Here is a 15,076-nt window from a genome sequence, read left to right on the forward strand (position 1 = left end):
CGCCTCAACGCTCCGGCCAATGCCAGGCGGGCACGTCGAGCAGGCCCTGCCCGACCAGCACGCTGCGGCTCATCGACTTCTCCAGCCGCAGCGTGTTGCAGTCGGGCTCCTGTTCCAGCGCCGAGATCAGCCGCGATGCGTGCGAGACCACCCAGACCTGGGTACGGCGCGCCGCATGCGCGATCAGCCGTGCCAGGGCCGGCAGCAGGTCGGGATGCAGGCTGGTCTCGGGCTCGTTGAGCACCATCAGCGGCGGCGGCCGCGGCGTATGCAGGGCCGCGATCCACAGCAGGTAGCGCAGGGTGCCGTCGGACAGCTCGGCCGCCGACAGCGGCCGCAGCAGACCATGTTGATTGAATTGCAGGCTGAAACGGCCGTCCTGCGCGATCACGTCCACGCGCGCGCCCGGGAATGCGTCGGCCACCGCGGCGTCCAACGCCCGCGGATCGCCGATCTCCACGATGGTCTGCCAGGCCGCGGCGAGATCGCGGCCGTCGTGGCTGAGCACCGGCGTGCGCGTGCCCAGCTGCGGCAGGCGCGCAGGCGATTCGCCGTCGGCGCGGAAGTGATCGTAGAAGCGCCAGCCACGGATGGTCTCGCGCAGGCTCAGCACCTCCGGCGCGCCGACCGGATCGGCGATCTGCCTGTACAGGCTTTCGTAGGCATTGAGATGTTCGGCCACCACGCGCCAGCCGCGGCCGTCGCGCACGCGCGCCATCGCCCCGCGGCGATCGACCAGCAGATTCGACGAGCGCAGGAATGGGCCGCTCCAGATGGCCTCGCGCTTGATCTCCGGATCGAGCGCGAATGCCGACTTCGACGGCACCGGCAGGCCGAGGTCGATCGCGTAGCCGAATTCGTCGCCGGCGAAGCCCAGGCGCAAGGCCACCGCATTCTGGCGCGGCCCGCCTTCCACCGGCACCTCGCCGCGCTGCATGCCCGCCGAATGCTGCTCCGGCCCTGCCCACAGCGTGGAACGCAGCCCGCCTTCGCGCGCCAGCGCCGGCACCACCCCGCCCTGCGCGGTTTCGGCGAGCAAGCGCAGTGCCCGGTACAGATTCGACTTGCCGCTGCCGTTGGCGCCGGTCACCAGGTTCAAACGCCCCATCGGCACGACCAACTTGTGCAGGGAACGGTAATGGGCGATCGCGAGCGTCGTCAGCACGGGCGTATGGGCATCGAATCGAAGGGGGCGTGCGCATTGGAGCCGGCGCTTATCGCAGATACTGCGACGGTCGGCAGTCGCGGCCCTGTTTCATCCGGTCTTAAACCGTGCGGTGGCATGTTTCGCGTGCCAGCCCGTCGCGGCTGCGCACCTTCCCGCAGACACGGAGGATGTATGAGCTACGTCGATGGTTTCGTCCTGGCGGTCCCGCGCAAGAATCTCACTGCCTACAAGCGCCTGGCCCGCAAGTCCGGCAAGGTCTGGCGCGAGCACGGCGCCCTGGCCTACGTCGAATGCGTCGCCGACGACGTCAAGCCCGGCAAGGTCACCTCGTTCCCGCAGGCGGTGAAGCTCAAGGCCGACGAAGTCGTGGTGTTTTCCTGGATCGTGTACAAATCGCGCGCGCAGCGCGACCGCATCATGGAAAAGGTCATGAAAGACCCGCGCCTGGCCGACAGCATGGACCCGAAGAAGCTGCCCTTCGACGGCATGCGCATGTTCTGGGGCGGCTTCAAGCCCATCCTCGAACTGTGATCGGCGGATATGCGCCGGCTGCGCCGCATCCGGCGCGGCCGGTTGCCGCGCACCTTTACCGCCCGCCGCGGGACTGAAACAATCGAGCGCAATCGCAACGCCGTCGGGGAAAACGGATGCGCTCTACCAGCCGCCTGCTGCTCGCGCTGTTGCTGACGCCAGGGCTGTCCGCCTGCCAACCCGCAGCCCCCGAAGCCGCGCACGACGATACCGGCCGCATCGCGTTCGCCGACGCCGCCGCGACCCGGGTCGGCAGCGAACGCGCGCCGCTGCCGGCGCGCTACGCCGCCGCCCTGCCCGAAACCGTCGCCGATCTGGAGCACTGGTGGGACGACCGCGAGCGCTTCCCGCCGCCGTCGCATGCGATCGACGGCGTCGTCAGCGGCGATGCCGGTTGGATCGGCCGCCTGCGCCGCAGCGCCGAACGCGTACCCGCCGGCGAAACGCAGCGCTGGGCGGCGATCTGGCAGGCCAGGCTGGAGTATCGCGAGGTGCGGCCGGCGTTCTGCGCTTCGACGCGCGCGATCGCCGCCGAACCCGACTCGACCCTGCGCCGCGCGCTGATGCCCGCGTTCGCCAAGCACTGCGCCGGCCCGGAAGACGCCGCGGCGGTGTTGCGCAACGACACGCCGGACGCGGCCGTGCTCGACTACTACAGCCAGGACCGATCGAACGGCGGCCCACGCCCGGCGTTCGCGCCACGGCTCGCGCGCGCCGCGCGCAACGTCTTCCACGGCGACGACGAGCAGGCCGCGCGGCGCGCGGCCTTCGTGCTGGCCGAACTGCACCAGCCCGAAGCCAATGCCACGCTGCTGACTCTGCACGGCGAGATCCGCGACCAGGAGCGCGCTGACCAGATCGCGATGGCCTTTCTCCGCTCCGACAGCGGGCCCGGCCGCACCCAGGCGCAACTGGCCTGCACGCGTCGGTCGCAGGACCCGATGTGCGAAGAACTGCGCAAGCCCAAGCCAGCGGCGGCCGCGCAATCGCAGCAGGATCCCGACCGGGCGCCCCCGGCGAAAGTCCGCGCGCGCATCGAACAACTGCAGAACCTGGGCTTCGCGCGCGTGGGCGACATCGACCCGAGCAAGCTGGAAAGCGCGGATGCGGTCGCGGTGCTGCAGGCCGCCGGCTACGCGCATTGGTTCGATGTCGAAACCGGAGAATTCCCCAACCAGCACGACAGCCTGCTGCGCGAACTGGCCGAGTTGGTGCGGCCTGCGCTGGACGGCGTCGTGTTCGAGGAAGTCGCGCCGGACAACGACGATGGCCCGTACCAGCTGTTCGCCTACGCCGACGGCATGCGCTACCGCACCCAGGCCGAGAACCACGGCGACTGGTACGATGTCGACGCCGTGCTGCGCCTGCTCGACGCGCTGTTGCAGGCGCGCAAGTCTTCCGATCGCTACCTCGCCCTAGACACCGGCGACCAGAGCCTGGTCGTGGTCGGCGGCCCGCGCGCCGCGATCGACGCGGCATTGCGGCAGAAGCTGCTGAAGCCGGGCGACCCTGCCGAGGCCGAACGGGCCGGCAAGGCGTTCGAGACCGAAGTATTGGACAAGCTGCGCGCGCAGGGCGAGGCCGCGAAGTAGATCCAAAAGTAGAGCCAAAAAGAAACGGCTCGCCAGCGCGAGCCGTTTCCGTATTCGAGGTGGCGGTAGGCCGGCGCTGCGTCAGACCTGCACCGTCTTCCAGCGCCCGCGGCTGAACAGCCACAGCGTGAACAGGCCCACCGAGGTCTCCGACACGAACACGGCCCAGAACACGCCCGATTGCTGCCAGTTCAGCGAGATCGCCAGGAAGTACGACAGCGGGATCTGGACCAGCCAGAAGAACACCACGTTGATCTTGGTCGGCGTCATCGTGTCGCCGGCGCCGTTGAAGGCCTGCACGGTGACCATCCACCAGCCATAGACGAAGAACGAGTACGACAGGATCCGCAGCCATTCCGCGCCGATCGCGACGACCTTCGCGTCTTCGGTGAAGAAGCCGACCAGCTGGCTCGGGAACAGGAAGAACAGCACCGACACGATCACCAGGTAGGCCATGTTGTACCAGCCGATACGCCACACCGAGGCTTCCGCGCGCTCGGGCTGCTCGGCGCCCAGGTTCTGGCCGACCAGGGTCGCCGCCGCGTTGGACATGCCCCAGGCCGGCATCATCGTGAACATCATGAGCCGGATCGCGATGGTGGCGCCGGCCACCGCCTCGCTGCCGACGCTGGCCAGGATGCGCATCAGGAAGATCCACGAGGTCATCGCCACGATCATCTGACCGATGCCGCCCAGCGAGGTGCGCACGATGTGCCAGAGCACCGCACCCTGCCAGGCCAGATGCGCGGCCGTCACCCGGATGTGCTTGCCGCCGTGGAACAGCACCCACAACTGGAACAGCACGCCGATCCCGCGGCCGATATTGGTGGCGATGGCGGCGCCCTCGATGCCCAGGGCCGGCACCGGTCCCAGGCCGAAGATCAGCAAGGGGCACAGCAGGATGTTCAAACCGTTCGACAGCCACAGCACGCGCATCGCGATGGCCGCGTCGCCGGCGCCGCGGAAGATCGCATTGATCACGAACAGCAGCACGATCACCGCGTTTCCGCCCAGCATCCATTGGGTGTAGCGATAGCCGTGCTCGATGCTCCAGGCGTCGGCGCCCATCAACCGCAACAGGTCCTGCGCATAGACGATGCCGACCAGCGCGGGGACCACCGACACCAGCAGCGCGACCAGGATCGCCTGCACCGCAGCCACCGCGGCCTGCTCGCGCTTGCCCTCGCCGATCCGGCGGGCCACCACGGCGGTCACCGCCATCGCCAGGCCCATCGCCACGGCGTACAGCAGGAACAGATAGCTTTCGGTCAGCCCCACGGTCGCCACTGCGGACGGTCCGAGCTTGGCGACGAAGAAGATGTCGACGACCGCGAAGGTGGACTCCAGCACGAGCTCCAGCACCATCGGCACCGCCAGCAGGAACACCGCGCGGCGCATCGGGATCTTGGTGTAGTCGGCGTTGGTGCCGCGCACGGCTTCGCGGATCTCGCTCCACAGCGAGCCGGTGGGGACGTGCGGGGCGACGGCCGTGTCGCCGTCCGGGGTGGTTTGCGGTTGATTGCTCATCAGGACCTATCCGTGTGCTCAGGGACGGGGGTACGGCGGCGGCCGTCGTACCGATTCCTGGGTACGACGAACCAAGGGGGCCGAAATCGACAACCGGGCCGCCGCCCCTCATCGGATCGCGCCGGGCCCGGCCGACGCGTCCGAGCACCCTGCCATGAGCCCGTCTCAGCAGCTGGGACGCCACTGCGTCCGACTGCGGCCCGGCACTACCCAGGCGCCTGGGCCGTTGCGTCGACAGCGACGACGATGCTTCGAATTCTCGACAGTCCGCTTACGATCTCGCGCCCCGGTGATCCGCAGCGCAACCTGAACGATCGCACTACGCTCCACCGCTGCGGCGAACTGCCTGTCTATTCGGGACCCGCCCGTTCGTCGGACACAATGAGGACTACGCCTCGCACAGGAAAACTCCCATGACCGGCACCGTACGTTTGCACCGCGTTTTCACCGCCCCGCCCGAGCGCGTGTACCGCGCGTTCCTCGATGGAGCCGCGCTTTCCAAATGGCTGCCGCCGGACGGTTTCACCTGCACCGTGCACGAGCTGGACGCGCGGGTCGGCGGCAAGTACCGGATGAGCTTCGCCAATTTCTCGACCGGCAACGGCCACAGTTTCGGCGGCACCTACCTGGAGCTGGTGCCGGGCGAACGCATCGTCCACGACGACCGCTTCGATTCCCCCGACCTGCCCGGCACCATGCTCACCACGATCAGCCTGCGCACCGTGTCCTGCGGCACCGAGCTGCAGGTGGTCCAGGAAGGCATTCCCGACGTGATCCCGGTCGAGCAGTGTTACCTCGGTTGGCAGGAATCGCTGACCCTGCTGGAACGGCTGGTCGAGCCGACCATCCCCGAGTGAGCGCGGCGCAACATTGCGAGTTCTGAAACGAACAACGGCCCGGGAGACCGGGCCGTCGTTCGGCTGCGCGCGGCGCAAGCCGCGAAGCTGTCGCTGCCCGTCGCGGGCTCAGAGCATCGGCAGCTTCAGCCCCTGCTCCTTCGCGCAGGCCTGGGCGATCTCGTAACCCGCGTCGGCATGACGCATCACACCGGTGCCCGGGTCGTTCCAGAGCACGCGCGCGATGCGCTTGTCGGCCTCCTCGCTGCCGTCGCAGACGATGACCACGCCGGAGTGCTGCGAATAGCCCATGCCGACGCCGCCGCCGTGGTGCAGCGACACCCAGGTCGCGCCGCCGGCGACGTTGAGCATGGCGTTGAGCAGCGGCCAGTCGCTGACCGCGTCGCTGCCGTCCTTCATCGCTTCGGTCTCGCGGTTGGGCGAGGCGACGCTGCCGCTGTCCAGGTGATCGCGGCCGATCACTACCGGCGCTTTCAGCTCGCCGTTGCGGACCATTTCGTTGAAGGCCAGGCCGAGCTTGTGGCGCAGGCCCAGGCCGACCCAGCAGATGCGCGCCGGCAGGCCCTGGAAGCTGATGCGCTCGCGCGCCATGTCCAGCCAGCGGTGCAGATGGGCGTCGTCGGCGATGATTTCCTTGACCTTGGCGTCGGTCTTGTAGATGTCCTCGGGGTCGCCGCTGAGCGCGACCCAGCGGAACGGACCGACGCCGCGGCAGAACAGCGGCCGCACGTAGGCCGGCACGAAACCCGGGAAGTCGAACGCGTTGGCGCAGCCTTCGTCCAGAGCCATCTGGCGGATGTTGTTGCCGTAGTCGAAGGTCGGGATGCCCTGCCGCTGGAACGCGAGCATGGCCTCGACGTGCACGCGCATCGAGCGCTTGGCCGCGTCGCGCACGCCTTCGGGATCGCTCTTCTGTGCGGCCAGCCACTGCTCGACGGTCCAGCCGATCGGCAGGTAGCCGTGGACCGGATCGTGGGCGCTGGTCTGGTCGGTGACCGCGTCCGGGCGCACGCCGCGGCGCACGAGTTCGGGCAGCACTTCGGCGGCGTTGCCGAGCAGCGCGATCGAACGCGCCTCGCCGGCGGCTGTGTACTTGGCGATGCGCGCGAGCGCGTCGTCCAGGTCGCTGGCCTGCTCGTCGACGTAGCGCGTGCGCAGGCGCATGTCGATGCTGCTCTGCTTGCATTCGATGTTGAGCGAACAGGCGCCGGCCAGCGACGCGGCCAGCGGCTGCGCGCCGCCCATGCCGCCCAGGCCGGCGGTCAGGATCCACTTGCCCTTGAGGTCGCCGCCGTAATGCTGGCGGCCCATCTCGACGAAGGTCTCGTAGGTGCCCTGGACGATGCCCTGCGAGCCGATGTAGATCCAGCTGCCCGCGGTCATCTGGCCGTACATCATCAGGCCCTTCTTATCGAGCTCGTTGAAGTGCTCCCAGGTCGCCCAATGCGGGACCAGGTTGGAGTTGGCCAGCAGCACGCGCGGCGCGTCGGCATGGGTCGGGAACACGCCGACCGGCTTGCCCGACTGGATCAGCAGGGTCTCGTTGTCTTCGAGCTCGCGCAGCGATTTCAGGATCGCGTCGAACGAGGGCCAGTCGCGCGCGGCGCGGCCGATGCCGCCGTAGACCACCAGTTCGGCCGGATTCTCGGCCACTTCCGGATCCAGGTTGTTCTGGATCATGCGGTAGGCCGCCTCGCTTAACCACGACTTGCAGGTCTTCTCGCCGCCGCGCGGAGCGCGGATGACGCGGGTGGGGTCGTTGCGGCTGGCTGCGGACATGGCGGTTTCCGGCGTTCGAGGGTGTACGAAATTATCGCGCCGCGTTCTCGGCAGCCGCCAGCGCGCGCAAGCCGTCGGCGACGATTGTGCGGGTCTTTTCGCCAGGAATTGCCGCGCCGCGGGCAAAATGTATACGCTGTATACATGAGCGCGCCCGCCGCCACCGCCGACCGGATCCTGCGCGCCGCCCGCGTCCTGCTCGAACGCGACGGCGCCGACGCGGTCAGCATGCGCCGCGTCGCCAAGGCGGTCGGAATCACGCCGATGGCGATCTACCGGCATTTCCCGAATCGCGACGCTCTGCTCAAGCGCATCAGCGACGACAGTTTCCAGGAGATCGCCCACCACTGGAGCGCGCGCAACGAAGGCGGCGACGTGATCGCACGGCTCAAGGCGATCCAGCGCATCTATCTGGACTATGCGCTCGCCCACCCGCATCTGTTCGATCACGCCTTCTCGGCCCGGCGCGAAGACGCGCGGCGCTATCCGGAAGACTTCCACGCCCGGCGCTCGCCGACCTTGAACGTGGTCGCCGATGTGGTCAGCGAGGCGCAGCAAGCCGGCCTGCTGCGCCAGGACGATGCCTGGGACGTGGCGATGACCTTGTGGGCGCACACCCACGGGCTGATCGCGCTCTACCGCGCCGGCCGCTTCAGCTACGACGAGCGCCGCTTCCGCGACTTCTACGAAGCCTCGCTGGGCAGGCTGCTGGACGGACTGCGGAGCTAAGCGCGGCGATATCCGCGACCGGCACGAGCCGCGCGGCGCGGATACGAAAACGCCCGGCTGCAGAAGCCGGGCGTTCCGGTTACGGCGAGTACCGCCGCCTCAGTGGATCGACGGGTCCAGCTGACGCAGCGCTTCGGCGATATCGGTCTGGCCGGTGCGGTCGATATCGTCGCGGGTGTAGACGCGGCCGTTGGCGGCGACGCAGCGCTTGCGGCCCTTGCCGTCGGTGGCGGAACGGTCGCGGATGTGCGTGCCGGTCTGGCGCAGGCAGTTGCGGTCGATGTCGGTCTTGGACTGGGTATCGGCCTGGACCTGAGTCTGGGTGGCGCCATCGGTGCGTACCGATGCGTCGGCCTGTGCCGAGACCGAGGTCTGCTGCGCCGAGGCCGCGAAAGCGCAGGCCGCGAGCAGGCTGGCGAGCAATACACGTTTCATGGAAGCACCTCGGAATCGCGTTGGGGAATTCGGCGGACCGTGGCCGCCGCAAGCCCACCATACGCCTCCAGGCACACTCGGCGCGTGCCGCCCCCGCCCGCGTTTAGGCGTTCGTCAGCCTCGCGGGCAGGCCGTGCGCCGGGCGTCGCGGAACGCCATCGCCTCGGCCGAAGTCACCGGCCTGCCTTCGATGCCGTCGTCGAACAGCACCCGCCAGACACCGTCGTCATCGCGGTGCCAGACCGAGTGGAAGGCCCCGATCGAGAAGCGCCGCTTGGCGTCGGGCGCGAGGTCCTCGAACAGGGACGGTCCGCTGGACCAGGCCACGTCCTTGGCGCCGCCGATGGTCACGCGCGTCGGGTACCACTCCAGCCGCACCGCCTTGCCGTCGACGATGCCGGCCCAGCGCTGGGCGATGGCATCGCGGCCGCGGGTCGGGGCTGCGCGGCTGGCCCCGAATGCGGCCCCGGCCTGCAGATGCGACGCGAATGCGGCCGCATCGTGGTCGGCAACCGACTTGGCGAAGCTGAGTTCGCGCGCCCAGACCTCGCATTCTCTATTGCTGAGCACAGGCCCCGGGTTCGGCGGCGGCGGCGGGTTTTCCATCACCACCGGCGCGGACCCGGCCTGGGCCCAGACCGGCAACCCCACGGCCGCAGACAAGGCCACGGCGGCGCAACGGACGGCGATACGGCGCATGGCGACTCTCCGGGCAAAGGGCCAGGCCACTATCGGCACAGAACCGATACGCCGCCAGCGACAGAAGTCATAGCGGCGACCGCGCTGCCGACGCCTGGCCGCAATCTGCGCCCGTTATCATGCCTGCATGCGTTCCTATCTTTCGGCGGCCGCGACCGCCCTGCTCGCCCTTGCCCTGACCGCCTGCGCCACCCGAGCCCCGCAAGCCGCGGAGCCCGTGCCGGTGCTGCTGATCTCGATCGACGGCTTCCGCAACGACTATTTCGAGCGCGGCATCACGCCCAATCTCGAACGCATCGCCCACGACGGCGTGCGCGCGGCGTGGATGAATCCCTCGTATCCCTCGCTGACGTTCCCGAACCACTACAGCATCGTCACCGGCCTGCGTCCGGACCACCACGGCATCGTCCACAACAGCATGTGGGAAGACGGGCTGGGCGATTTCCGCGTCGCCGACCGCAAGGCAGTCGGCGATACGCGCTGGTGGGGCGGCGAGCCGATCTGGGTCGGCGCCGAAAAGGCCGGCCTGCGCAGCGCGACCTTGTTCTGGCCCGGCAGCGAGGCGCCGGTGCAGGGCGTGCGGCCGACGCGCTGGCATCCGTTCGACGAAAAGGTCTCGGCCGACGCGCGCGTCGACGAAGTGCTGGCCTGGCTGGGCGAACCTGCGGCGACGCGGCCGCGCGTGATCACCCTGTACTTCGACGCCCTCGACAAGGCCGGCCACGAATACGGCCCGGACTCCGCGCAGGCGCGCGAGGCCACCCGCACCATCGACGCCGCCCTGGGCCGCCTGCTCGACGGCCTGACCGCGCGCGACCAGCTGGAACGGGTGAACCTGATCGTGGTGTCCGACCACGGCATGGCGACCGTGGCCCCGGGCCATGCGATCGCGGTCGAGGACATGGTGTCGATGGAGGAAGCGACCGTGGTCTCGATCGGACAGTCGATCGGAATCGCGCCCAAGCCCGGCTTCGAGGCGGCGGTGGCAGCCAAACTGATCGGCCGTCATGAACATTACGAGTGCTGGCGCAAGAGCGAACTGCCCGCGCGCTGGCATTACGGCAGCCATCCGCGCGTACCGGCGATCGTCTGCCAGATGGACGAAGGCTGGGACGCGATCCAGCGCTCGGCCTTGGCCAAGCGCCCGAACGCGAACCGCGGTTCGCACGGCTACGACCCGGCGCTGGCATCGATGCGCGCGATTTTCGTGGCCCGCGGCCCGGCGTTCCGGCGCGGCGCGACCCTGCCCGCGTTCGACAACGTCGACGTCTATCCGCTGCTGGCGCGCCTGGTCGGCATCGTGCCGGCGCGCAACGACGGCGACATCGCGCCCTTGCTGCCGGCCCTGCGCGACGACGCAAAGGCGCCTTAACGCACTTCGATCTTCCAGGACACGCTGCGCACCGGCGCGACCTCTTTCTCCCAGGCGCGGCGGTAATCCATGCGCAATTCACCCTGGCCCTTGGCGACCGCGCGGTAGCGCCAGGTCTGGGTGCCGCCGCCACCGATCGCGCCGGGATTGGACAGCGCCATCGACGGCTCGCCGACGGCTTCAACCGTGCCCGCGGCGGCGGCCTGATCGAAGATCCAGCCGTAGCCCGTGCTGGGATTGGCCTCCACCGCGATCGCGACGGTATCGCCCACATGCAGGATCACCGGCGCGCCGGCATCGGCCGCGGTCAGCTTGCGCTCGGTGGATGCGGGCGGCGTGCTGGCGCAGGCGCCGGCGGCGAGCGCGAGCGTGGCGGCAATGGCGAAATGGCGACGGTTCATGCGAATCCCTCCTGGATGCGTGCGCGGAGTATGCGCCGCGGGCGTCGAAACGGCGTCGACGCGGCCCCCGAAGATCATGTCCGAATTCGGCGAGTCCGGCCCCCGCGACGGTGCTAGCCTGCATTCCATGCCGACCTTCCCCGCCCCCGTCGCCCAAGACAGCCTGCCGCACTGGCGGGTCTGCGAGCAGGCGCGCCTGAGCCGCGACCCGCGCTTCGACGGCTTGTTCTTCACCGCCGTGACCAGCACACGGATCTATTGCCGGCCGGTCTGCCCGGCGCCCGCGGCCAAGCGCGAGAACGTCCTCTATTACGGCAACGCCGCGGCCGCCGAAGCCGCCGGGTTCCGCCCCTGCCTGCGCTGCCGCCCCGAACTCTCGCCCAGCGACGGCGCCTGGCGCCGCGGCGACGCCGCGGTCGCGCGCGCGCTCAAGCTGATCGACCAGGGCCTGCTCGCCGAGCATCCGCTGTCGGCGCTGGCGCAACGCGTCGGCCTGGGCGAGCGGCAATTGCGGCGCTTGTTCGTGGAGCGCCTGGGCGCAGCGCCGATCGGCGTGCACGGCACCCGCCGCCTGCTGTTCGCCAAGCAACTGCTGACCGAAACCGCTTTGCCGATCACCGAGGTCGCGATGGCCGCCGGCTTCGGCAGCCTGCGCCGCTTCAACGCCACCTTCCTGGAAGCCTATCGCATGGCCCCGCGCGATCTGCGTCGGCGTCCGAACGAGAACGCGACCGCCGGCGACGACACCCTGACCTTGCGCCTGGGCTACCGGCCGCCGTACGACTTCGCGGCGATGCTCGACTTCCTGCGCGGCCGCGCCCTGCCCGGCGTCGAGAGCGTCGACGAGCACAGCTACGCGCGCGTGATCGGCCCGATCGAACGGCCGGGCTGGTTGCGCGTGAGCGCCTGGCCCGGCGGCGAGCATGCCTTGAAGCTGGAACTGCACGGGCCGGCGCCGTCGCGGCTGCTGGAGATCATCAACCGCCTGCGCCGCATGTTCGATCTGGACGCCGATCCGAACGCGATCGCCGACGCGCTGTCGGTGGACCCGCGTCTGCGGCCGCTGTTGAAGCGACGTCCGGGCCTGCGCCTGCCCAGCGGTTGGGACGGCTTCGAAATAGCGGTACGCGCGATCCTCGGCCAGCAGGTCAGCGTCGCCGCCGCGCGCACCCTGGCCACGCGCACCGCGCAACGCTACGGGCAGGCCCTGCCGCAGTCGTTCGCGCCGGGCCTGGAGCACCTGTTCCCGACACCCGACGCCCTGGCCGACGCCGACCTCACCGAGATCGGCCTGACTCGCGCGCGCGCCGCGACCGTACGCACGGTCGCGCGGGCCTTGCTCGACGGCAGCGTCGACAGCGGCGTCGGTTTCGGCGCCGAACGCACCCTGGACGAATTCGCCGCGCGCTGGGTCGCGCTGCCCGGCATCGGCCCATGGACCGCGCACTACATCGCCATGCGCGCGCTCGGCCATCCCGACGCCTTCCCCGCCGACGACCTGGTGCTGCAGAAGGCGGTGCCGGAAGACGGCAGCCGCATGAGCGCGAAAGCCCTGACCGCGCGCGCCGAAAGCTGGCGGCCGTGGCGCGCTTATGCGGTGATCCACCTATGGCGCGATTCGATGAGCGCCGCCAAACCGGTCGCCACGGCCGCCGCGCCGCGCAAGCGCGGCAACGCCGCCGCGCGTGCTCGCGATGCCGAACTCAGGACCGACATCGAATGAGCCGCGAGCGCCAGCCACGGCAGGCCGCCGCGTCGTTCGCCATCGCGAGGAACCGCGCATGAGCAAGTACATCCGCCTCAAGGACGGCGCGATCACCTACCAGCGCATCGACAGCCCGGTCGGCTGCCTGCTGCTTGCCAGCGGCGACGACGGTTTGCGTCTGATCGAGTTCGAAGCGCCCTGGCACCCGGCCATGATCGACGAGCGCTGGCAGGAAGGCGACAACGGTGTGCTGCTGGAGACGCGCAAGCAGCTGGGCGAGTATTTCGCCGGCACGCGCCGCGATTTCGACCTGCCGCTGGCGCCGCACGGCACGCCGTTCCAGATGCAGTGCTGGCGCACGCTGGCACTGATCCCCTGGGGCGAAACCTGGAGCTACGGCCAGATGGCGCGGCACATGGGCCAGGCCAGCGCGATGCGCGCGGTCGGCGCCGCCAACGGCCGCAACCCGCTGCCCATCGTCCTGCCCTGCCACCGCGTGATCGGCGCCGACGGCAGCCTGACCGGCTTCGGCGGCGGCTTGCCGACCAAGCGCTTCCTGCTGGAACTCGAAGGCGCGCTGGCACCGGCCGACGACTTGTTCGCTTGAGCTGTGCTCTATTGGCTCGCGCTTCCTGTGGGAACGGCGTGAGCCGCGATCGCCATCGCGGGACGGAAGCGCAAAAACGATTTCGCCGAGGCAGTGTGCGTTTCGCCGGGAATCGCATCGCGTCGCCTGCGTGGCGGCCGATCGCGGCTCACGCCGCTCCCACAGCAAGCACGCACGCCGACGGTGTCAGGTCCTAGTCGCCCCTGAAACCGCGGCGAGCGAATCGTAGGATGCGGTGAGCACCGCGAACCGCATCATCGCGCCGCGCAAGCCACCCGCACGCCCCCACAACGACGAACGAACCTCAGGCCGACTCGAGCAAGTCGTGCATCGCCCGCCGATACCCAACTGCGACCGCCTCGCGATCGCGATGCCGGCCCTCGGCGACGACGCGGCGGCCGCCGACCCAGGTCTCGCGCACCGCGCCGCGATTGCCGCTGAACATCCAGCGATCCAGCGCATCCTCGTCGCGCGCGCCCGCGAACAGCGGCGCGTCCGAATCCAGCACCAGCGCATCGGCGTACTCGCCGACCGCGAGCGTGCCGATCGCATGCCCGGTCGACGCCGCGGCGCTGGCCGCGACATCGCGCATCAGGGTGTCGCCGACGCTGGGCGAGCCCGCATCCACCGCGATGTTGCGCCGGCGCGTGATCAGGCGCTGGCCGTACTCCAGCCAACGCAGTTCCTCGATCGGCGACACCGAAATATGCGAGTCCGAACCCACGCCCCAGCGCCCGCCCGCGTCCAGGTAGTCGCGCAAGGGGAACAGGCCGTCGCCGAGATTGGCCTCGGTGGTGGCGCAGATCGCCACGGTCGCGCCGCTGCGCGCGATCGCGAGCGTTTCCTCGTCGTCGAGATGGGTGGCGTGGACCAGGGTCCAGCGCGCATCGACCTCGGCGTGGTCCAGCAGCCAACGCACCGGCCGCGCCTGGCGCACCGCCAGGCAATCCTCGACTTCGGCGACCTGCTCGGCGATATGGATATGCACTCGGCTCTCGGGCGGCAACGCCGCCAGCGTCTCGGCCATCGCCTGCGGCGGCACCGCGCGCAGGCTGTGCAGCGAGCAACCGATGCGCACGCCGTGATCGGCGTCGCCGCGCAGGCGCTGCAGCAGCGCCAGATAGTCCTCGACCCGATGGCCGAAGCGGCGCTGGCGTTCGCTCAGCGGCCGCTCGTCGAAACCGCCGGTCATGTACAGCACCGGCAGCAGGGTCAGGCGGATGCCGGTGTCGCGCGCGGCGGCGATCAGCGCACGCGACATCGCCGCCGGATCCTCATAGGGACGGCCGTCGGGCGCGTGATGCAGGTAATGGAATTCGCAGACCGTGGTGTAACCGGCTTCCAGCATTTCCACGTACAGCTGCGAGGCCACCGCGTACAGGGTCTCGGGCGTGAAGCGCGAGGCGAAGCGGTACATGGTCTCGCGCCAGGTCCAGAAACTGTCACGCGGATCGGTCTGGCGTTCGGCCATGCCCGCCATCGCGCGCTGGAACGCGTGCGAATGCAGGTTGGCGATGCCCGGCACGATGCGCTGGGCGCTGCCGGTGGGCTGGGCGCCGTCGAGGGCGAGGATGCGGCCGTCGTCGTCGAGGCGCAGTCCGGTGTCGTGGCGCCAACCGGCGGGGGTCCAGAGCGTGGTCGCGTCGAGATTCTCCATGCCCCGGATTCTACAGA

14 protein-coding genes are annotated in these 15,076 nt (G+C 69.7%); 7 read left to right on the forward strand and 7 right to left on the reverse strand.

Annotation, left to right across the window (positions count from 1 at the left end):
- Positions 1–4: 4 nt before the first annotated feature.
- Positions 5–1,165, reverse strand: a complete 1,161-nt coding sequence (locus ASE10_RS19105) for an AAA family ATPase (protein WP_055901403.1) — start codon at positions 1,163–1,165, stop codon at positions 5–7.
- A 174-nt stretch (positions 1,166–1,339) separates the two neighbouring features.
- On the opposite strand from ASE10_RS19105, the gene ASE10_RS19110 reads away from it, so the two are divergent.
- Positions 1,340–1,699: a DUF1428 domain-containing protein gene (locus ASE10_RS19110; protein ID WP_055901406.1), complete on the forward strand. Its 360-nt coding sequence runs from the start codon at positions 1,340–1,342 to the stop codon at positions 1,697–1,699.
- A gap of 116 nt (positions 1,700–1,815) precedes the next feature.
- Positions 1,816–3,291: a hypothetical protein gene (locus tag ASE10_RS19115; RefSeq protein WP_055901408.1), complete on the forward strand. Its 1,476-nt coding sequence runs from the start codon at positions 1,816–1,818 to the stop codon at positions 3,289–3,291.
- Between the two features lie 81 nt (positions 3,292–3,372).
- Here the strand turns inward: ASE10_RS19115 and ASE10_RS19120 are convergent, their stop codons facing one another.
- On the reverse strand, positions 3,373–4,818 hold the full coding sequence (locus ASE10_RS19120) for an MATE family efflux transporter (protein ID WP_082559580.1): 1,446 nt from the start codon (positions 4,816–4,818) through the stop codon (positions 3,373–3,375).
- Positions 4,819–5,231: 413 nt separating this feature from the next.
- On the opposite strand from ASE10_RS19120, the gene ASE10_RS19125 reads away from it, so the two are divergent.
- The gene (locus ASE10_RS19125) at positions 5,232–5,675 is read left to right on the forward strand and encodes an SRPBCC family protein (RefSeq protein ID WP_055901411.1); all 444 of its coding nucleotides are present in this window, start codon (positions 5,232–5,234) and stop codon (positions 5,673–5,675) included.
- A gap of 108 nt (positions 5,676–5,783) precedes the next feature.
- Here ASE10_RS19125 and hutU read toward each other — a convergent pair whose 3' ends face one another.
- On the reverse strand, positions 5,784–7,454 hold the full coding sequence (gene hutU / locus ASE10_RS19130; RefSeq protein WP_055901414.1) for a urocanate hydratase: 1,671 nt from the start codon (positions 7,452–7,454) through the stop codon (positions 5,784–5,786).
- Positions 7,455–7,598: 144 nt separating this feature from the next.
- Here hutU and ASE10_RS19135 point away from each other — a divergent pair, with 144 nt between their 5' ends.
- Entirely contained in the window at positions 7,599–8,183 is a 585-nt protein-coding gene (locus ASE10_RS19135; RefSeq protein ID WP_055901419.1) for a TetR/AcrR family transcriptional regulator, read from the forward strand.
- Between the two features lie 99 nt (positions 8,184–8,282).
- Here ASE10_RS19135 and ASE10_RS19140 read toward each other — a convergent pair whose 3' ends face one another.
- Positions 8,283–8,618, reverse strand: a complete 336-nt coding sequence (locus tag ASE10_RS19140) for a hypothetical protein (RefSeq protein ID WP_055901422.1) — start codon at positions 8,616–8,618, stop codon at positions 8,283–8,285.
- A gap of 114 nt (positions 8,619–8,732) precedes the next feature.
- A complete protein-coding gene (locus ASE10_RS19145; RefSeq protein ID WP_235565787.1) occupies positions 8,733–9,317 on the reverse strand; it encodes a DUF4440 domain-containing protein in 585 nt (194 codons plus the stop codon).
- Positions 9,318–9,444: 127 nt separating this feature from the next.
- Here ASE10_RS19145 and ASE10_RS19150 point away from each other — a divergent pair, with 127 nt between their 5' ends.
- Positions 9,445–10,689, forward strand: a complete 1,245-nt coding sequence (locus ASE10_RS19150) for an ectonucleotide pyrophosphatase/phosphodiesterase (protein WP_056305807.1) — start codon at positions 9,445–9,447, stop codon at positions 10,687–10,689.
- Here ASE10_RS19150 and ASE10_RS19155 read toward each other — a convergent pair.
- Positions 10,686–11,090, reverse strand: a complete 405-nt coding sequence (locus ASE10_RS19155) for a protease inhibitor I42 family protein (protein WP_055901430.1) — start codon at positions 11,088–11,090, stop codon at positions 10,686–10,688. The two genes, ASE10_RS19150 and ASE10_RS19155, sit on opposite strands and share 4 nt — an antisense overlap.
- Before the next feature lie 127 nt (positions 11,091–11,217).
- On the opposite strand from ASE10_RS19155, the gene ASE10_RS19160 reads away from it, so the two are divergent.
- Together ASE10_RS19160 and ASE10_RS19165 are read left to right on the forward strand one after the other, a co-directional pair.
- Positions 11,218–12,813 carry a DNA-3-methyladenine glycosylase 2 gene (locus tag ASE10_RS19160; RefSeq protein ID WP_157481001.1) on the forward strand — a complete coding sequence of 532 codons (1,596 nt, stop codon included), beginning with the start codon at positions 11,218–11,220 and terminating at the stop codon, positions 12,811–12,813.
- A 58-nt stretch (positions 12,814–12,871) separates the two neighbouring features.
- Positions 12,872–13,402: a methylated-DNA--[protein]-cysteine S-methyltransferase gene (locus tag ASE10_RS19165; protein ID WP_055901433.1), complete on the forward strand. Its 531-nt coding sequence runs from the start codon at positions 12,872–12,874 to the stop codon at positions 13,400–13,402.
- 304 nt (positions 13,403–13,706) lie between these two features.
- Here ASE10_RS19165 and ASE10_RS19170 read toward each other — a convergent pair whose 3' ends face one another.
- Complete coding sequence (locus ASE10_RS19170; RefSeq protein ID WP_056305809.1) at positions 13,707–15,059, reverse strand: formimidoylglutamate deiminase; 1,353 nt, start codon at positions 15,057–15,059, stop codon at positions 13,707–13,709.
- Positions 15,060–15,076: the final 17 nt, after the last annotated feature.

The organism is Lysobacter sp. Root76 (assembly GCF_001428685.1).
Lineage (GTDB): Bacteria > Pseudomonadota > Gammaproteobacteria > Xanthomonadales > Xanthomonadaceae > Lysobacter.